Source organism: Microbacterium sp. NPDC079176 (assembly GCF_040686675.1).
GTDB lineage: Bacteria > Actinomycetota > Actinomycetes > Actinomycetales > Microbacteriaceae > Microbacterium.
Genome location: NZ_JBFBLM010000003.1, coordinates 446,366 through 464,646, shown reverse-complemented (window position 1 = coordinate 464,646; position 18,281 = coordinate 446,366). Strand labels below are relative to the sequence as shown.

Sequence of the window (18,281 nt, the reverse complement as noted above, 5' to 3'; positions counted from 1 at the left end):
CTCAGGCGGTGGACTCCACGCGCGGGAACAGCGGGGTGAGACCGTCGACGCTGGTGCCGGGACGCAGCACGCCCCAGGCTCCGGCCTCGCGGATCGGCTGGTCCTGCAGACGTCCGAGGCTCTCTGCGGCGCCGAGAGCGACCCAGAGCTTCTCCGTCGACTGCGGCATCACGGGCGAGAGCAGCACGGCGAGCGCGCGAAGTCCCTCGGCGCACGTGTAGAGAACGGTGCCGAGACGGCCGCGCTGAGACTCGTCGCGTGCCAGTGCCCACGGCTCGTTCTCCGTGATGTAGCCGTTGAGAGCGTCGACGATCGTCCAGATCGACGAGATGGCCTCGTCGATGCGAAACTGCTCGATCGCGGCATCTGCATTCGAGGCGGCATCCGCGACGATCCTCTGGATCTCGAGATCCTTCTCGGTGTAGTCGGCGGGCGGCGGCACGATGCCCTCGAAGTACTTCTCGATCATCGCCGTGGTGCGCGAGGCGAGGTTGCCGAAGCCGTTGGCGAGCTCCGCCTGGTAGCGGGCCGAGAGGTCCTCCCACGAGAACGAGCCGTCCTGGCCGAACGCGATCGCCGAGAGGAAGTAGTAGCGGTAGGCGTCGGATCCGAAGACGTCGGTGATCTCGGTCGGCGCGATGCCGGTGAGCTTCGACTTCGACATCTTCTCGCCGCCGACGAGCAGCCAGCCGTGCGCGAACACGCCCTTGGGCACATCGAGCCCTGCGGCCATCAGCAGAGCCGGCCAGATCACCGCGTGGAAGCGCAGGATGTCTTTTCCGACCACGTGATAGGCGGGCCAGCGGCGGTCGAAGGTCTCCTGATCGGAGCCGTAGCCGACGGCGGTGGCGTAGTTGAGCAGCGCATCGACCCAGACGTAGATGACGTGCGACTCGTCCCACGGCAGCGGGATGCCCCAGTCGAACGTCGAGCGCGAGATCGAGAGGTCCTTGAGACCCTGACTGACGAAGGAGACGACCTCGTTGCGCGCCGAATCGGGGCGCACGAAGTCGGGCTGGGTCTTGTAGAGCTCGAGCAGACGGTCCTGGAACTCGCTCAGCTTGAAGAAGTAGTTCTTCTCCTGCAGCAGCTCGAGCGGCTTCGAGTGGATGGCGCAGACCTTGAGGCCCTCGAACGGACCGGTGCCGTCGACGATCTCGGACTCGGGCTTGAACTCCTCACAGCCCACGCAGTACAGCGCCTCGTACTCGCCCGCATAGATGTAGCCACGGTCGTAGAGACGCTGGAAGAACGTCTGCACGTTGGTCTCGTGGCGCTCCTGCGTCGTGCGGATGAAGTCGTCGTTCGCGACATCGAGCGTCTCGAGCAGGGGGAACCACGCCTCGGTGACGAGCTTGTCGACCCACTCCTGCGGAGTGACGTTGTTCGCGGCCGCGGCACGGAGCATCTTCTGGCCGTGCTCGTCGGTGCCCGTCAGCATCCAGGTGTCATCGCCGCCCTGCCGGTGCCAGCGCGCGAGCGCGTCGACCGCCACCGAGGTGTACCCGTGACCGATGTGGGGCACATCGGAGGGGTAGTAGATGGGCGTGGTGATGTAGAACGATTCGCCTGCGGGCATGGGGACAATTCTAGGTGGGATGCAGGGGGTCGTTACGCTCAGGCGACAGACACCTCGATGCGGTGCCACCCCTGGGCGCCGTCGGGGACGACATCGGCCGGATCCGAGGTCTGCGTCTCCCCGTCGGCGCTGATCGCGCGACACTCGATCGTGTGCGCTCCACTCTCGGCCGCCCAGTCGAGACGCCACTGCACCCAGGTGTCGTCGGAGATCGCGGCGCCGAGCTCGGCGCGTCGCCACTCACCGTCGTCGATCCGCACCTCCACACCCTCGACGCCCACGTGCTGCTGCCACGCCATGCCCGCGATGACGGCGTCGCCGGCCTCGATCCTGGTCCCCCGCCGGGGCACGTCGATGCGCGACTGCAGCTTCACCGGTCCGCGCTCCGACCATCCGCGGTCGGTCCAGTAGGCGGTCGTGCGGTCGAACCGGGTGACCTCGAGGTCCGTCACCCATTTGGTCGCCGACACATAGCCGTAGAGGCCCGGCACCACCATGCGCACCGGGAAGCCGTGTTCGAGAGGCAGCGCATCGCCGTTCATGCCGACCGCGAGCAGGGCATCGCGCTCGTCGGTGAGCGCCTCGATCGGCGTCGAGGCCGTGAACCCGTCGGATGAGGTCGACAGCACCATGTCGGCGTCGGGATCGACTCCCGCTCTCGCGAGCAGATCGCGCACCGGATGCCCGAGCCAGAGGGCGTTGCCGATCAGGTCCCCGCCGACCTGGTTCGACACGCAGGCGAGGGTGACGTGCGACTCCTGCATCGGCAGCGCGACCAGTTCGTCCCACGTGATCACGATCTCGCGATCGACCATCCCGTGGATGCGCAGCGACCAGTCGGCCGGGTCGATGCGCGGCACGATCAGTGCGGTGTCGATGCGGTAGAAGTCGGCGCTGGGGGTCACGACAGGAGCCAGGCCGGGGATGTCGAGCTCTGCACCGGCCGGCACCATCGGCGCGGGGGCGGCAGCCTTCGGTAGCCGCAACGTCGAGCGGATCGCCTCGATCGACCTCGTCGCGCCGCGGGCTGCGCTGCCGATGACGAGCGCCACGACGCCGGTCGCGGCGACGCCGACGGTCCACAGCAGGAACTGGCGGCGTTCCTCATGCTCGGCGCGGAGATAGGGGATCGGATGCACCTTGCGCATGAGCAGCCGCAGCGCGACGACCGCGGTCGCGCCGGCGACGAGACCGGGGAGCCAGGCGAAGGGGCCCGCGCCCGGACGGATCATCGCGGCCACCAGCGCCAGCACGCCGAGAGCGGCGAGGATCGCGGATCCCACGCCCGCGCGGCGGGATTCCAGGATGCCGGCGAGCGCGGCGACCCCGACGAGGACCACCGCTATCCCGGTGATCAGCGCCACCTTGTCGCCGGTGCCGAACAGTGCGATCGCCGCATCCTTCGCCCAGCTGGGGGCGAGATCGATGAGACCGCTGCCGATCACGGCGAAGGGGCTCGCGCTCGGCTCGACGATCGCTGCGACCAGCTCTGCCAGGCCGACCGCGACGACGGCCGCGCTCAAGCCGGCGGCCGCCGATCGAAGCCTGTCTCCGCGCTTCGCGCGGACTGCGTGGGTCATGATCAGAGCGTAACCCCGGGGCTGGGCCCCGGGGTCGTGCGGCTCAGAGCCCGTTGCGGCGTGCGACCTCTCCGAGCCAGGCGAGCGAGGGCTTCGGCGAACGCTCGTACGTCTCGTGATCGAAGCCGATCAGGCCGAAGGTCGGGCGGAATCCGCTCGCCCACTCGTAGTTGTCGAGTGCGCTCCAGTGCTGGTAGGCCTTGACTTCGATGCCGTCGGAGATGGCGCGGTGGAGTCCCTCGAGAGCGCCCTGGGTATAGGCGATGCGCCGCGTGTCGTCGCCGGTCGCGATGCCGTTCTCCGTGACGAGCACCGGCACGCCGCCGCTGCGCTCCCACGCGCTGCGCACGCCCATCTCGAGCGCCTCGGGGAAGAACTCCCAGCCGGTGAGCGTGGTCTCGACGTCGTCGGCGACCGGACGCGGACCCTCGGGGCCGATGAAGGTGCGGGTGTAGGCCTGCACGCCGACGAAGTCGTCACCGGCCGACTGATCGAGGTACCAGTGGTCGCGGGGGTCGCCGTACTCGGCCAGCATCTCGTCCGCCCCCGGCTCACCGGTGGAGTGGAAGGCCTGCGTCGCGATCGTCCATCCGGCCTGCACGCCCGAGACGGAATGCAGGATCTCGGAGGCCCGGTGGTGCGCGTCGAGCAGCGTGTCCGCGACGGCGAGGTCGGGGTTCGGCAGTCCGAAGGCGACGAGGTTCGAGGCGTCCTCTCCCCCGGCGAGCATCGCCGCGATGTTCGGCTCGTTGATCGTGCAGACGTAGGTCACGCCCTCGAGGATCGGCAGCACGGTCTCGACGTAGCGGGAGAACAGGTCGACCGCGTCGTCCGCACGCCAGAAGCCGTCCTTCTGGAACCACTGCGGCACCGTGAAGTGCATCAGCGTCACCGTCGGGTCCAGACCGTTCTCCCGGGCCGTGTCGATCATGCGGCGGTAGTGATCCAGCATCGCCCGCGACACGAAGCCGCGCTCGGGCTCGATGCGCGCCCACTCCATCGAGAAGCGGTACGAGTTCAGACCGGCATCCGCCAGCAGCCGCATGTCCTCCGGGTACCGGTGGAAGTGGTCGGCGGCATCGCCCGAGGGCTCCACCATCGTCGAGCCCGGAGCATGCTCCATGGCCCACCAGTTGCTGGTCGTGTTGTTCCCCTCCACCTGATGGGCTGCGGTCGCAGCGCCCCAGAGAAAGCCGTCAGGGAATGTGAGCACGAGTGCTCCTCTCTATCTCGAGATTCGGGATGGGTTGGGCACGGCGTCGAGCAGCTGCACCGTGTACGGGTCCTCCGGATGCTGGAGGACCTGAGAGGTCTCACCGCGCTCGACGACGCGACCGCCGTTGAGCACGAGGATGTTCTCGGTGACGAGCCGCGCGCTGAGCAGGTCGTGCGTGATGTAGAGCATGCTGATGCCCCACCTCTCGCGCAGGTCTTCGAGCAGCGCGAGCACTCCGGCACGCAGCGACACGTCGAGCATCGACACCGGCTCGTCGGCGATCAGCACCTGCGGATCGCTCGCGAGCGCCCGGGCGATGACCACGCGCTGACGCTGACCGCCTGAGAGCTGATGCGGCAGCTTGGCCGCGAACTGCTCGACAGGTGTCAGGCCCACGGTCTCGAGGAGCTCGAGCACGCGGGCTCTCGCCTCGTCACCGCGCAACGGCGTGTAGTTGCGGATCGGTCGGCTCAGCGCGTACTCCACCGTGTGCAGCGGGTTGAGCGCGGCATACGGATCCTGGAACACCATCTGCACGTCCTTGCGCAGGTCGCGCAGGCCCGCACGGCGCAGGGCCGCGACGTCGACATCGCCGAAGCGCACCGTGCCCTCGGTCGGCTTCTCGACACCGGTGATCAGCTTCGCGATCGTCGACTTGCCCGAACCGGAGGCGCCGACGAGTGCCAGGGCCTCGCCGGGTTCGAGTCGGAACGACACATCGTCGACCGCGGTGACGGGCTGCTCGCCCCGACGCGGAGCCGGATACCGCTTCGACACGCCCTCGACCACGATCGCGGCGTCCGCCCGGCGCGTGTCGCGCTGCGACACGGTGGGCAGGGTCTCGGTCAGGTCGGTGCGTGAGCGCCCCTCGCGACGGCGCGTGCCGAGGTCGACGAACCCGGGGATCGAGATCGACTCGGCCCGAGGATCGGCGTAGTGGCTCAGCAGCATCCGCGTGTACTCGTCCTGAGGACGCTGCAGGATGTCGAGGCTCGGCGCGTCTTCGACGATCCGACCCTCATGCATGACCATCACCCGATCGGTCGCCTCGAGCACGATGCCCAGGTCGTGGCTGATGAGGATCGCGGTGAAGTGCTCGGTGCGCTGGAGATCCTTGATGGTGTCTATGACGGCGTGCTGCACGAGCACGTCGAGCGCCGTGGTCGGCTCGTCGAACACCATCAATTGCGGCTCGAGCGACAGTGCCAGCGCGATCGAGGTGCGCTGCCGCATGCCGCCCGAGAGCTCGCTCGGGTATCTGGCCAGCACTGCGGGGTCGAGACCGACCTTGCCGATCAGCTCGCGCGCCCTCGCATCCCGATCGCCGCGGGCCACGTGTCCGTGCGCGGCGAAGATGTCGCGGAAGTGGTTGCCGATCGTGCGCACCGGGTTCAGCGCGTTCATGCCCGACTGCAGCACCATCGCGAACCCGCCCTGGCGCTGACGGCGCAGCTCCTCGGCGTCGAGCTCGCGGATGTCGCGCCCGTCGAACAGGATGCGCCCGCCGCTGATGCGAGCCGGCGGCTTCTGGAGCCGTGTCAGCGCGAAGCCGAGCGTCGACTTGCCCGAGCCGGACTCGCCGACGAGACCGACGAACTCGCCGCGACGCAGCGTGAACGAGACGTCCTCGACGGCGGTGACCGGCGTGGTGCCGGGCGAGGCGTACTCGACCGACAGGCCCTGGACATCGAGCAGCACGTCATCCGTGGGGATGTTCGCTTCCATGGCGCTCATCGGCCCTTCCCCTCTCGCAGGCGCGGATTGGAGATCCCATCCACGCCGAAGTTGATCAGTGTCAGGCTCAGGGCGAGCAGGGCGATGCAGAGACCAGGGGCGAACAGCAGCAGCCACTGCCCGGTGAGCAGCGAGTTGGAGTTCTGCGCCCAGTAGAGCATGGTGCCCCAGCTGACGATGCTCGAGTCGCCGAGCCCGAGGAACTCGAGGCCCGCCTCTGCGAGGATCGCCGCGGTCGCCGCTCCGAAGAGCGTGCCCGCGATGATCGAGGTCATGTTCGGCAGGATCTCGCGGAACACGATGCGCGCCCTGCTGTCACCCGAGAACTGCGCCGAGGTGACGAAGTCGTTGCCTCGCAGCGACTGCGTCTGGCTGCGCAGCACGCGCGCACCCCAGGCCCAGCCGGTGACGACGATCACCGCGATGATCATCAGGATGCCGCCGTTCTGCAGGTACGCGGCGATCACGATCATCAGCGGCAGACCGGGGATCACCAGGAAGAGGTTGACGATGAAGCCGACCACCTCGCCCAGGAATCCGCGCATGTAGCCCCAGCTGAGCCCGATCAGCACGGCGACGATCGTCGAGAGGATGCCGGCGGCCATGCCGACCAGGAGGCTGATCTGCGAGCCGTAGATCAGCTGACTCAGGACGTCTTCGCCGGCGGCGGTGGTGCCGAGCCAGTGCGCGGCCGACGCGTCGGCGTTGCGCTCGAAGGTGTTCTCCTTCGGTCCGTACGGGGCGAGCAGCGGAGCGAACACCGCCACCAGCACGAACAGACCGAGGATGATGAGGCCCAGACGGGCCTTGCCGTTGGACCAGAGGGTGCCCACCATCCGGGCGAACGAGCGCCACGGGCTGGGAGCCGCGATCCGGTCGGAGGGAACCTTGACATTCATGGTGGAGGTCATCGGCGGGTCCTTGGATCCAGCACGCCGTACAGGATGTCGACGAGGAAGTTGGCGACGAGCACGCTGACGGTGATCATCAGGAAGAGCGCCTGCATGAGCGGGTAGTCCTGCCCGATCACGGCGTTGAAGAGGAGGTATCCGATGCCGGGATAGCCGAACACCTGCTCCACGAGGATCGATCCGCCGACCACGCCGCCGAGCGTGAGCCCGAAGCCGGTGAGGTTCGGCAGGATCGCGTTTCGTGCGGCATAGCGGAGGGCGATGGTGCGACCGTGCAGGCCGTTCGCCTCGGCGAACGTCACGTAGTCGTCACCCAGGGTGTTGATCATCGCGTTGCGCATGCCGATGATCCATCCGCCGAGAGAGGTCAACAGGATCGTGACCGCCGGGAGGATCGCATGCTGCACGAGATCGATGAAGAAGTCCCAGGTGAAGCCCGGCGTGGTCGTCGCCGAATACGCGCCGGTGGTGGGGAACCAGTGCAGCACGTACCCGAAGAAGAACAGCAGCAGCAGCGCTGTCCAGAAGTAGGGGAAGGTGCTGAGGAAGGAGCCGGTCAGCGTCGGCAGCGAGTCCAGCCACGTGCCGCGGCGCCAGGCGGCGGCGGTGCCGATCAGGGTGCCGATCACGAACGCGAGGATCGTGACGATGCCGACGAGGCCGATCGTGTACGGCAGCGCGGTCGAGACCATGCTCGACACGGTCTGAGGGTAGAACGTGTACGAGACACCGAAGTCGAGTCGTGCGACCTGACCGAGGTAGGCGACGTACTGATCCCAGATCGAGCCGGTCGGCACACCGAGCTGCGCCTCGATCGCGGCTCGCGTCGCATCGGACACCGGGCCGTTCTGCGAGAGCTTGGCGATGGCGGCGTCGGCAGGCGAGCCGGGCATCAGCCGCGGAAGGAAGAAGTTCAGGGTGATGGCCGCCCACAGCGTGAGGACGAACAGCCCGATCTTCTGGAAGACGTACTTCATCGGTCGTCCTCCTTCACGCGCTCGAGCCGGGTGAAGATGCCCAGCGGTGCCGAGTCGTAGTTCTGCGGGATCATGTACGGGTCATCCTCTGAGGGCCAGCCGGTGAACTTGGAGTCGTTGAACAGGCCCCAGATGCCGCCGTAGTAGAGGCCGATGACCGGCATCTCCTCGTAGACGATGGCCTGCAGCTCCTGCACGATCTCGGTCTGGCGGGCGGGGTCGACCGTCTCGCGATACTCGGCGAGCAGCGCGTCGGCCTCATCCGACCGATACCGCTCGAAGTTGTTCGCGGTCGTCTCGCCGGACGGCACGTAGAACTCGCTCGAGAGCAGGTTGTTGTATGCCTGGTAGACGTCGCCGTTGCCCATGCCGCCGATGGCCATCTCGAAGTCGCCGTTGCTGATGGCGCTCTGGTATCCGGCCGGCTGCGGGAGCTTGAGCGTCACCTTGACGCCGACGTCGGCGAGTTGGCTCTGCACGGTCTGCGCCGCACGGGTCCAGTCGGAGAATCCGTTGGCCGTCGTGAGCGCGAACTCGAGCTGCTCGCCGTCTGCACTCACCAGCCGGTCGCCGTCGAGGGTGTACCCCGCCTCGGCGAAGGCCGCGAGTGCGGCATCCCTGTCCTGCGTGATCATGCCCTGATCGGGGATGCCGGGGTCGAGGAACTCCTCCTGGTTCGGGAGCACGAGGCCGGTCTGCCCTGCGGGCTCCATGTAGCCCTCGGAGGCGGTCTCGGCGATCTCCTCGCGGTCGAGCGAGAGGGCGATGCCGCGGCGCACGTTCACGTCGTCGAACGGCGCGACCTCGAGGTTGGGCATCAGCGCGATCACGCCTCCCGGCGGGAACCACCAGTCGTTGTTCTCACTGGCCGCACCCCAGGTGCCCTCGACGTCGGAGATGAACGAGTACGCCCAGTCGTAGCCGCGGGTGACGGTGTCGAGCTGCGAGTTCGTCGACGGCAGGATGATGTGCTCGATCTCGATCTTGTCGGCCTGCCAGTAGTCGGGGTTCTTGTCCATCGAGTACTGCTGGTCGTTGTAGTTGCCCAGCACGAACGGGCCGGTGCCGACCGGGTTCTCATTGCGGTACGTGCCCGGGTCCTTCACGTCCGACCAGAGGTGCTCCGGCACGATCATGGTCTGGCCGAGGATCGGCAGCGAGGGCGCGTCATCGGTCTGCAGGTGCATGATGACGTCGTCGCCGTCGACCTCGACGGTCTCGAGGTGCTGCCAGGCGCCCTTGATGTCGAGGGAGGGGTTGTCCTTCAGCAGCTGGAACGTGAACGCCACGTCGTCGGGTGTCAGCTTCTCGCCGTCGCTCCACTCGACGTCATCGCGGATCGTCATCACGACCGTCCGGGCATCGGGCTGCGACCATTCGCTCGCGAGCCACGGGTTCTCGGTTCCGTCGAGCGGGTTCACCAGGATCAGGGGCTCATAGATCCACCGCGACGCGGTGCGCGTGTTGGTGAGATACGGGTTGAAGTTCCGCGTGAAGAACGGGTTCCCCTTGTCCGCGTTGATGAGCATTGTGTCGTCGCCGATCGATGGATCGGGCTGCGAACTGATCTGGATGCTGCAACCGCTGAGCACGACGGCCGCTGCCGCCAGTCCCACGATCGCGGCTCTCCGCCAGCGCCGGAGCATGTGCGTCTTCGCCACACTGCCACCTCATGTCGTCTGTGTCATGAAGGGGGTCCCACGGGTCGGGGCGCCCCGCGACCGAAGCCGCATCAGCAATTGTAAGCGCATACATTTGACCGCTGCAACCCCCTCGCATGACTCCGAGAGCCCCCACTCCCCTGCGACGACCGGCGTGGGAGCGGTGTCAAATCCCGTCTCAGTCGGGGGCGCGGCGCAGCGAGTCGATCATGCTGCGCAGAGCGCGGAGCGCGGCGGACTGCTCTGCCGGGGTCATCCCGGTCAGCATCCTGACCTCGACCGAGCGGACGGCGGCCGTCGCCGCGGCGAGGCTCTTCCGCCCCTTCGGCGTCAGGCTGGTCGGCAGCGCCTTGCCGACCGGAGCCTCGTCGGCCCGCGAGACGAATCCGTCACGCTCGAGAGACTGGAGGAGCACGTTCATCGACTGACGCGTGACGAACGCACCTCGGGCGAGTTCCGAGTTCGAGAGCCCAGGTCGCTGAGCGAGGAGTTCGAGACACGAGTAGTGGGTGATCGTCATGCCGAGGGGCTTCAGCACCTCCTCCATCGCGATGCGGAGAGCGCTCGACGCCTCCTTCAGCAGGTAGCCCAGCGAGGTGTCGAGGTCGATGCCGGCTCGGTCTTGACTCATGTCAGTATTCTGACATAGATTCAGACATGTCAGATAACTGACACGACAAGGAAAGAGCACGATCATGCCCGTCACCGGACCCGACTTCATCTCCCTGCAGGTGCGCGACCTCGACGCCTCACAGGCGTTCTACGAGCGCTATCTCGGACTCGTCAGATCGCCGGCGGGTCCGCCTCACGCCGTGGTCTTCGAGACGACGCCGATCGCCTTCGCGCTGCGCGACCTCGCCCCGGGAACCGACCTCGACTCCGTCGACCAGCCCGGGATCGGCACGGCGGTCTGGCTGCACGCCACGGATGTCCAGGCGATCCATGACGCCCTCCTCGCCGACGGCCGCGCGATCGTGTCCGAGCCGATCGACGGCCCGTTCGGTCGCACGTTCACTTTCGCCGACCCCGATGGCTACCGCATCACCCTGCACGACCGCACCTGAACGCCGCCAGCCGTTCACTCGGGGCGCTGGGAGCTCTCGCGGACGAGGATCTGCACGGGCAGGCGCACCGTCATCGGCTCGCCGTCCGGGTTCTCGAGACGTCGCGAGAGCAGCTGCACGGCGGCCCGCCCGAGATCGATCATCGGCTGGCGGACGGTGGTGAGGGCGGGACGCGACAGCGCCGCCGCCTCGATGCCGTCGAAGCCCGTGACCCGGACATCGTGGGGCACGCGGATGCCGGCCGATCGGAACGCGTCGATCGCCCCGAGGGCCATCTGGTCGTTCGCGGCGATGAGTGCGGCGGGGACGCCGTCGGCGATCAGCTGTTCGGCCGCCCGCCGCCCGGATGCGCGGGTGAAGTCGCCGCGCAGCACCGTCACGGCATCCGTCGCGATGCCCGCCTCGGCGACCGCCGCGGCGAAACCCTCCCAGCGCTGGGCGCCGTCGGGCGAGTCCTCGGGGCCGGCGAGAAAAGCGAGCGTCCCCTGATCGGCCTGCGCGAGCACCAGTCTGGTCAGCTCCGACATCGCCTCGGCGTTGCTGACGGTCACGTGGTCGTAGCTGTCGCCGCGCGCCGGCCCCGAGAGCACCACCACGGGGATCCGCTGAGCGAGCCGGGCGAGCACGTCGTCGGGCACGCTCTGCGCCAGCACCATCAGCCCGTCGACGCGTCCGGCGATGTCCCGCACGGTCTCGCGCGTCGGATCGTCACGGCCGACGCCGATCATGAGCACGAAACCCTGCTTCCAGGCTTCGAGCTCCGCTCCGCGCAGCACCTCGTCGAGGAACAGCATGGTCGGATGCGGTGCGCCCGCGTCGGCGGACGCCTGCTCGACCGTGAACGGCGGCGCCTCGCCCTGGTCCTCGGCCAGCACGTCGAGGACGGGCGCGTCCTCCGAGGCATCGAAACCGGGGAAGTACAGCCCGAGCACGCCGGTGCGGCGCTCGGCCAGACCGCGCGCGCTGCCGCTGGGCACGTAGCCGAGCGCCGAGACGGAGTCGAGCACGCGCTCGCGCGTGGCGGGGCGCACGGCATCCGGCTGCCGCAGCACGCGGGAGACCGTCGCGATCGACACTCCGGCGCGGTCTGCGACGTCGTAGACGGTCGCCCTATTGCTCACGCTCGGTCCTCCTCCGCTTGCGTGTGCACCAGGCTACCCGGCGAGCGAGTCACCGCATGCGTGCTTCGAGTGAGCCGTGAGGGCGGGCGCTGATCTCGCCGGGTTCGCGGCCCCGGGTGTCACTCGACACGACCTCGAAGCCCGCGTCGGCGAGAAGACCGGCGAGCGCATCGGCAGACCAGAAGTACGCCGGCGCGACGGCATGCGCGAACGGCTTACGCGGCTCGCCGTCGAAGAAGCCGATCAGGATGCTGCCTCCGGGAGCCAGCACGCGGGCGAACTCTTCGAGGATCCCGGGGATGTCAGCCGGCGAGGTGTGGATCAGTGAGTACCAGGCGAGGATGCCTCCGACCGACCCCGCCGCGAACGGCAGGTCGCGGAACGAGCCGACGTCGAAGGAGATGCCCGGATGCCGTTTCCTCGCCGTCGCGATGAACTCCTCCGACAGGTCGATCCCCTGCGCCACGCGTTCGCCGAGACTCAGGAGCTGGGTCCAGTGCCCGGGCCCGCAGCCGGCATCCAGCAGCAGGCCGGAGGCCGTGTCACGCCAGGCCTCGATGACCGCAGCATCCCGGGCATCCATCTGCTCGATCGCACCGGCGAGTTTCACGTACTCCGCGGCCCGCTCGTCGTAGGCAGCGGCGACGCCCGCGTCCGAGGCGCCTTCCATCAGCTGCGCGCGGCGAGCGCTGCCTGATACAGGTCGCGCGACGACAGGCCCGTCGCCGCGGCGACCTCGGCGCAGGCCTCCTTGAGACGCACGCCGGATGCCACGAGTCGCTGCACCTGCGCGAGAGCGTCTTCCGCCGACGCCTCACGAGGCGCTGCACCCTCGACCACCACGACGATCTCGCCCTTGACGCCCGCCGTCGCCCACTCGACGAGCTCGGCGGAGGTGCCGCGGCGCACCTCTTCGTAGAACTTGGTCAGCTCGCGGCAGACGGCGATGCGGCGGTCGTCGCCGAAGGCTGCGCCCATATCGGCGAGCGACGACGCCAGGCGGGCGGGAGATTCGAAGAAGACCATGGTGCGTGGCTCTGCGGCGAGCGCCCGCAGCGTCGAGCGCCGATCCCCGGGCTTGCGCGGCAGGAACCCCTCGAACGTGAATCGGTCGGTCGGCAGTCCCGAGATGGAGAGCGCCATCAGCACTGCGCTCGGCCCCGGGATCGCCGTCACCGTCACTCCCTGAGCGACCGCCTCGGCGACGAGCCCGTACCCGGGGTCGCTGATGGCCGGCATCCCCGCGTCGCTCACGACGACGACATCCGTCTCGACCGCGAGTGCGGCGAGCTCCGCCGCTCTCTGCTTCTCGTTGTGATCATGCAGTGCGATCAGCCGGGGGCGGTTCGAGATCTGCAGAGCCTGCATGAGCCGCTGCGTGGTGCGCGTGTCCTCCGCGACGACGACCTCGGCGTTCTCCAGCACCTCGACGAGGCGACGCGAGACATCCCCGAGGTTTCCGATCGGTGTTGCGGCGAGGATGATCACCCGCCCAGCTTAGGCGGCGCCCATCGGCGGAGTGTCTAGGCTGGTGCGGTGACCGCGCCCCTGCCTCTGCTGCCTCCGCCCGAGCAGCGACTGACGCGCTACGAGCGACTGCGCGACCGCGTGCTGCAGGACCCCGACTGGGGGCGCATGGTGCGCTGGTTCGCGCCGCTCGTGGTGACGGCCCTGGCCGCCGTGCTGCGCCTGGTCAACCTCGGCCATCCGCACCAGCTCGCCTTCGACGAGACCTACTACGTCAAGGACGCCTGGTCGCTGTGGACTCTCGGATACGAAGGCACCTGGGGCAAGGATGCGAACGAGGCGTTCATCACACTGCAGCAGCTGCCGCTGTCGGATGCCGGGTCGTTCGTCGTGCATCCGCCCCTGGGCAAATGGCTGATCGCCCTGGGGATGGCCATCGGAGGACCCGACAACACGGTGGGCTGGCGCATCGCGACGGCACTGCTGGGCGCCGCCACCGTGCTGCTCGTCTATCTGGTCGCCCGCCGCCTGACCGGCTCGATCGTGGTGGCGACGGTCGCCGGCACCCTGCTGGCGATCGACGGCCTCAGCATCGTGATGAGTCGCACGGCCCTGCTCGACGGCCCTCTGACGTTCTTCCTCATGCTCGGCGCGCTCTTCATCCTGATCGACCGCGACCGGGTGATCCCCGTGCTGGAACGCGCAGACCCCGATACCGACCCCGACTCCCCCGCGCCGATGTGGGGTCCTGTGCTCTGGCGGCGTCCGTGGCTGATCGCCGCAGGTGTCGCGCTCGGCGCCGCCTGCGCCGTGAAGTGGTCGGGGCTCTATGCGCTCGCGGCCTTCGGCCTGTACGTCGTGGTGACGGATGCCCTGGCACGACGCCGCGCGGGCGTCGTGCTCTGGCCCACCGCGGCGGCCTTCCGTCAGGGACCGGTCTCCTTCGTGCTGCTCGTGCTGCCGGCGCTCGCCACCTACCTCGCCAGCTGGACGGGGTGGCTCGTCACCGCCGGCGGCTATGCCCGGCAGAGCGATCCGAATCCGCTGATCGCGCTGTGGAACTACCACGAGGCGATCCTGAACTTCCACGTCGGTCTCAGCAAGGGCCACCCGTACGCGAGCCCCGCGTGGGAGTGGCCTCTGCTGCTGCGCCCCACAGCCGTCTGGGTGGGCAGCGAACCCGGGCCCTGCGGCGTCGATCACTGCATCGCGGTGATCTCGACGATCCCCAACCCGCTGATCTGGTACGCCGGTGTCGCCGCGGCTCTCTACCTGCTCTACCGCCTCGTGCGCGGGTGGGCCGAACGTCGCCCCGTCGGTCCAGCCCTCACGTTCCCCCTGGTCGGGCTCGCGGCGACGTACGTGCCCTGGCTGCTGTTCCCTGAGCGGACGATCTTCCAGTTCTACACGGTCGCGATGGCGCCGTTCCTCGTGCTCGCACTCGCGGTCGTTCTCCGCCAGATCGCGGGACGCCGGGAGGATCCGCTGCACCGCCGGCAGTCGGGCGAGCGCACCGTGATCGTCTTCCTCGCCGTCGTGGTGCTGGTCTCCGCGTTCTTCTACCCGGTGTGGACCGGCATGAGTGTGCCCTACCAGTTCTGGCTCCTGCACAACTGGCTGCCCGGCTGGATCTGACCCGACCAGCGGCAGCACGTGCGCGCGGTCAGCCCTCGACCACTCCGTCGCGCTCGCCGGCCACCCCCGGGCGAGAGACACCGCGTGTCAGGCGGGCGACGACCAGCAGCACCGCAGTGAGGCCGATCGTGAGAAGCAGCTGCACACGCGCAGCCTCGTCGATCATGGTGAGCGCGATCACTCCGGCGAGCAGCGCCAGGCAGAGCCAGGACAGCCAGGGGAAGCCCCACATGCGCATCGGCATCGCCGCACCCTCACGATCGGCATGGCGGCGGAGGATGATCTGCGAGACCGCCGTCGCCGTCCAGATGATGAGCAGCGTCGATCCGACCACGTTGAGCAGCGCCGGCAGCACCACATCGGGGAACGCCCAGTTCAGCCCGACCGTGATGAAGCCGAACGCGACGGAGGCGAGCACGGCCACGACCGGCACGCCCGTCGACGTCGTGCGCGTCGCCGCGAGAGGTGCGAGCCCGCGCTCACCGAGCGAGTACGCCATCCGCGACGCGCCGTAGATGTTCGCGTTCATCGCCGACAGCAGCGCGATCACGACGATGAGGTCCATCACGAGGCCGACGCCCGGCAGCTGCAGAGTGTCGAGCACTGCGGAGAAGGGACCGTCCTTGACGGCGGGATCGTTCCACGGGAGCACCGACACGATCACGAAGATCGAGCCGACGTAGAAGATCAGGATGCGCACGAGGACCTCGCGCACGATCCGGCGGATGTTGCGTGCGGGGTCGTCGGACTCCGCCGCCGCGATCGCGACGACCTCGGTGCCGCCGAACGCGAAGACCACGATGAGGAGCGCCGCCGCGATGCCCGTGAGGCCGTTCGGGGCGAAGCCGCCGTTGTCGACGAGATTGCCGATGCCGGTCGCGGGCACGCCGGGGATGAAGCCCAGGATCGCGCACACGCCGACCACGAGGAACACGATGATCGCCGCGACCTTGATCGCCGCGAACCAGAACTCGAACGTGCCGTAATTGCGCACCCCGAAGAGGTTGACCGCGGTCAGGGCGACGACGAAGACGAGCACCCATACCCAAGCCGGGATGCCGGGGATCCAGGCCGCGATGATCCCGGCGGCGCCGGTGGCCTCGGCGGCGATCACGACGACGAGCTGGATCCAGTAGAGCCACCCGACCGCGCTGCCGGCGCTGCGGCCCATCGCCTTCTGCGCGTATGAGCTGAAGGCTCCTGAGCTCGGGCGGGCGGCGACCATCTCGGCGAGCATCGCCATGATCAGCACGACGATGCCGCCGGCGACGAGGTACGAGATGAGCACGGCAGGACCGGCGATGCTGATCGCCTGTCCCGACCCGACGAACAGTCCGGCGCCGATCGCCCCGCCGAGTCCCATCATCGAGATCTGCCGACGGGTCAGCCCGGGGTGCAGACCTTTGGTCGTGGTCGTCGTGGTGGGAACCTCGGTCATGCGCGTGCCTCCTGCGTGCGATGAGCAGACTGCTCAGCCTACGCGGCTCCGCCCGCCGTCCAGGATCGCAGCCTGAGCTCACCGCGCGAGCGGGAGGTCTGCGGGGTCGCGCACCGGGAGCCGGCACACGAACGAGCGGCAGTCGAACGCCTGCTCCATCGCGTCGCCCTTGCCGTCGAACAGCTCGAAGCCGGCATCCGCGAATGCCTGGGCCTGCACCGGGGTGACGATCGCGACGACGTCCGCGTCGGCCCTGCGGGCTGCCGAGGCGAGTGCACCCTCGGGCGTCTCGGTGACGACGACGAGCTGCCTCGGCGCATCGACGAGCCCCGCTGCCACACGCAGCAGGCTGCCGTGCGCGAAAGGCTGTGCAATGGCGGGCGCGGCATGCTCGCGCACGCGTTCCGCGGCTGCCTCGCGATACCGATCCCCCGCGCCGAGACGCCAGGCGGTGAGGGATGCCGCAGCCACGGCCGCCGAATCCGACGGCAGATCGCCGTCGGTCTGATCGGGCGCTGTGGCGATCCCGTGCTCGGCGAGCAGCGGGTCGCCCACGAGGCCCTCGATCGCCGCGTCGAGCAGTGTGCGTGCCTCCACCGCCCACGCCGCCTCACCTGTGGCCGCGGCGAGCGCGAACAGCCCGTCGGCCAGGAGAGCGACATCGGCCGCGGTGGCGACCGCACCCGAGGCGACCCCGTCGAGCGAGGCCCGCACGAGAGCCCCGGTCGCATCCCTGTTGACTCGCAGCACGTACTCGGCAGCCTCGGCCGCGGCCCGCACCCAGGACCCTTCCGCCAGAGAAGCTCCCGCGCGGGTGAGACCGGTGATGGCCAGACCGTTCCATCCCGTGATGACCTTGCCGTCGACGGCAGGGAGCTCGAGACCGGTCCTCTCGGAGGGCGGTCGCAGGTAGTAGCCGCCCTCGCTGCGTTCGCCGTCGATCCACGACTCCGAGTCCTGAGCCGCGCCGAACCCGCCGCCCGCCCTGCGCAGCGTGCCCAGGAGGAAGTCGGCGATGCCGCGTGCGGTCGCGTCGTCACCCGCGTCGAGCGCCACGTCGAGCAGCTGCGCGTTGTCGGTCAGCATCCGCTCGTAGTGCGGCACGCTCCAGTCGCGTCGGGTCGCGTAGCGGAAGAATCCCCCGTCGGCATCGCGCAGATCGGAGGCGGCCATCGCGGCGAGCGCCCGGTCGGCCGACTCGGCGGCATCCGGGGCCTCTCTGCGCACGAGCGGTGTCTGCAGCATCCTCAGGGTCGTCGCGACCGGGAACTTCGGCGCATCGCCGTAACCGCCGAACCGGCGATCCTCCCGAGCCGCGATCGTCCGCGCCGCGCCTGCGAGAGCATCGGCGTCCGGAAGATCGGAGGGGGTCGAGGCGCCTGCGCGGGCGAGGGCGTCCGTGACGGCATCCGCAGACTCCTCGGCCTGGGCACGGCGCTGGGTCCACGCCTCCTGCACCGCGGCGAGCACGTCACGGAACGCGGGCATCGGCTGTCGCGCCTCGGGCGGCCAGTAGGTTCCGGCGTAGAACGTGCGGCCCCGCGGCGTCGTGAAGACGGTGAGGGGCCAACCGAGATTCTGCGTGAACGCCGAGGCAGCTGCCATGTAGGCGCCGTCGACGTCGGGATGCTCCTCGCGGTCGACCTTCACCGCGACGAAGTCGCGATTGATCAGCACAGCCGTGTCGGGGTCGGCGAACGACTCCCTGGCCATCACATGACACCAGTGGCAGGTCGAATACCCGATCGAGATCAGCAGCGGCACATCGCGGCGCTGCGCCTCGGCGAAGGCCTCCGGGCCCCAGGGATACCAGTCGACAGGATTGTCGGCGTGGGCGCGGAGGTACGGGCTGAGCGTGTCGGCGAGCCGGTTCGTCATACGTCCACGCTACGCCGATC

At 68.9% G+C, this 18,281-nt stretch carries 15 protein-coding genes; 2 read left to right on the top strand and 13 right to left on the bottom strand.

Annotated elements, in window-relative coordinates; translation table 11 throughout:
- Nucleotide 1: 1 nt before the first annotated feature.
- From metG to AB0P11_RS09635, 8 genes are all read right to left on the bottom strand, one after another.
- A complete protein-coding gene (gene metG, locus AB0P11_RS09670) occupies nt 2–1,579 on the bottom strand; it encodes a methionine--tRNA ligase (protein ID WP_056280006.1) in 1,578 nt (525 codons plus the stop codon).
- Nucleotides 1,580–1,617: 38 nt separating this feature from the next.
- Complete coding sequence (locus AB0P11_RS09665; RefSeq protein WP_363521528.1) at nt 1,618–3,159, bottom strand: molybdopterin-dependent oxidoreductase; 1,542 nt, start codon at nt 3,157–3,159, stop codon at nt 1,618–1,620.
- A 43-nt stretch (nt 3,160–3,202) separates the two neighbouring features.
- Nucleotides 3,203–4,372, bottom strand: a complete 1,170-nt coding sequence (locus AB0P11_RS09660; protein ID WP_363521525.1) for a family 1 glycosylhydrolase — start codon at nt 4,370–4,372, stop codon at nt 3,203–3,205.
- 12 nt (nt 4,373–4,384) lie between these two features.
- A complete protein-coding gene (locus tag AB0P11_RS09655) occupies nt 4,385–6,109 on the bottom strand; it encodes an ABC transporter ATP-binding protein (protein WP_363521522.1) in 1,725 nt (574 codons plus the stop codon).
- The gene (locus AB0P11_RS09650) at nt 6,106–7,020 is read right to left on the bottom strand and encodes an ABC transporter permease (protein WP_053097105.1); all 915 of its coding nucleotides are present in this window, start codon (nt 7,018–7,020) and stop codon (nt 6,106–6,108) included. Before AB0P11_RS09650 ends, AB0P11_RS09655 begins: the two co-directional genes overlap by 4 nt.
- Complete coding sequence (locus tag AB0P11_RS09645) at nt 7,017–7,997, bottom strand: ABC transporter permease (RefSeq protein ID WP_056280002.1); 981 nt, start codon at nt 7,995–7,997, stop codon at nt 7,017–7,019. Before AB0P11_RS09645 ends, AB0P11_RS09650 begins: the two co-directional genes overlap by 4 nt.
- On the bottom strand, nt 7,994–9,658 hold the full coding sequence (locus tag AB0P11_RS09640) for an ABC transporter substrate-binding protein (protein ID WP_232224459.1): 1,665 nt from the start codon (nt 9,656–9,658) through the stop codon (nt 7,994–7,996). The genes AB0P11_RS09645 and AB0P11_RS09640 overlap by 4 nt, the downstream gene beginning before the upstream one ends.
- A 178-nt stretch (nt 9,659–9,836) precedes the next feature.
- Entirely contained in the window at nt 9,837–10,289 is a 453-nt protein-coding gene (locus AB0P11_RS09635) for a MarR family transcriptional regulator (protein ID WP_363521517.1), read from the bottom strand.
- A 64-nt stretch (nt 10,290–10,353) separates the two neighbouring features.
- On the opposite strand from AB0P11_RS09635, the gene AB0P11_RS09630 reads away from it, so the two are divergent.
- Nucleotides 10,354–10,722, top strand: a complete 369-nt coding sequence (locus AB0P11_RS09630; protein ID WP_053097114.1) for a VOC family protein — start codon at nt 10,354–10,356, stop codon at nt 10,720–10,722.
- Between the two features lie 14 nt (nt 10,723–10,736).
- Here AB0P11_RS09630 and AB0P11_RS09625 read toward each other — a convergent pair whose 3' ends face one another.
- Genes AB0P11_RS09625 through rsmI form a run of 3 tightly spaced genes read right to left on the bottom strand, consistent with a single transcriptional unit; the run spans nt 10,737 to nt 13,331 of the window.
- Nucleotides 10,737–11,843, bottom strand: coding sequence for a LacI family DNA-binding transcriptional regulator (locus AB0P11_RS09625; RefSeq protein ID WP_363521514.1), 1,107 nt, complete (start codon nt 11,841–11,843; stop codon nt 10,737–10,739).
- A 49-nt stretch (nt 11,844–11,892) separates the two neighbouring features.
- A complete protein-coding gene (locus tag AB0P11_RS09620; protein ID WP_363521511.1) occupies nt 11,893–12,513 on the bottom strand; it encodes a class I SAM-dependent methyltransferase in 621 nt (206 codons plus the stop codon).
- Complete coding sequence (gene rsmI, locus AB0P11_RS09615; RefSeq protein WP_056279993.1) at nt 12,513–13,331, bottom strand: 16S rRNA (cytidine(1402)-2'-O)-methyltransferase; 819 nt, start codon at nt 13,329–13,331, stop codon at nt 12,513–12,515. The genes AB0P11_RS09620 and rsmI overlap by 1 nt, the downstream gene beginning before the upstream one ends.
- A 48-nt stretch (nt 13,332–13,379) precedes the next feature.
- Between rsmI and AB0P11_RS09610 the strand changes: the two genes are divergently transcribed.
- Entirely contained in the window at nt 13,380–14,945 is a 1,566-nt protein-coding gene (locus AB0P11_RS09610; RefSeq protein WP_363521507.1) for a phospholipid carrier-dependent glycosyltransferase, read from the top strand.
- Nucleotides 14,946–14,973: 28 nt separating this feature from the next.
- Here the strand turns inward: AB0P11_RS09610 and AB0P11_RS09605 are convergent, their stop codons facing one another.
- Together AB0P11_RS09605 and AB0P11_RS09600 are read right to left on the bottom strand one after the other, a co-directional pair.
- Nucleotides 14,974–16,383: an amino acid permease gene (locus tag AB0P11_RS09605; RefSeq protein WP_363521504.1), complete on the bottom strand. Its 1,410-nt coding sequence runs from the start codon at nt 16,381–16,383 to the stop codon at nt 14,974–14,976.
- A gap of 78 nt (nt 16,384–16,461) precedes the next feature.
- On the bottom strand, nt 16,462–18,261 hold the full coding sequence (locus tag AB0P11_RS09600; RefSeq protein WP_363521501.1) for a DUF255 domain-containing protein: 1,800 nt from the start codon (nt 18,259–18,261) through the stop codon (nt 16,462–16,464).
- Nucleotides 18,262–18,281 lie beyond the last annotated feature (20 nt).

Coding starts and splice junctions, on each gene's coding strand:
- metG (WP_056280006.1), bottom strand. CDS start 1,579: ATGCCCGCAGGCGAATCGTTCTACATCACCACGCCCATCTACTACCCC.
- AB0P11_RS09665 (WP_363521528.1), bottom strand. CDS start 3,159: ATGACCCACGCAGTCCGCGCGAAGCGCGGAGACAGGCTTCGATCGGCG.
- AB0P11_RS09655 (WP_363521522.1), bottom strand. CDS start 6,109: ATGAGCGCCATGGAAGCGAACATCCCCACGGATGACGTGCTGCTCGAT.
- AB0P11_RS09650 (WP_053097105.1), bottom strand. CDS start 7,020: ATGACCTCCACCATGAATGTCAAGGTTCCCTCCGACCGGATCGCGGCT.
- AB0P11_RS09645 (WP_056280002.1), bottom strand. CDS start 7,997: ATGAAGTACGTCTTCCAGAAGATCGGGCTGTTCGTCCTCACGCTGTGG.
- AB0P11_RS09635 (WP_363521517.1), bottom strand. CDS start 10,289: ATGAGTCAAGACCGAGCCGGCATCGACCTCGACACCTCGCTGGGCTAC.
- AB0P11_RS09630 (WP_053097114.1), top strand. CDS start 10,354: ATGCCCGTCACCGGACCCGACTTCATCTCCCTGCAGGTGCGCGACCTC.
- AB0P11_RS09620 (WP_363521511.1), bottom strand. CDS start 12,513: ATGGAAGGCGCCTCGGACGCGGGCGTCGCCGCTGCCTACGACGAGCGG.
- AB0P11_RS09605 (WP_363521504.1), bottom strand. CDS start 16,383: ATGACCGAGGTTCCCACCACGACGACCACGACCAAAGGTCTGCACCCC.
- AB0P11_RS09600 (WP_363521501.1), bottom strand. CDS start 18,261: ATGACGAACCGGCTCGCCGACACGCTCAGCCCGTACCTCCGCGCCCAC.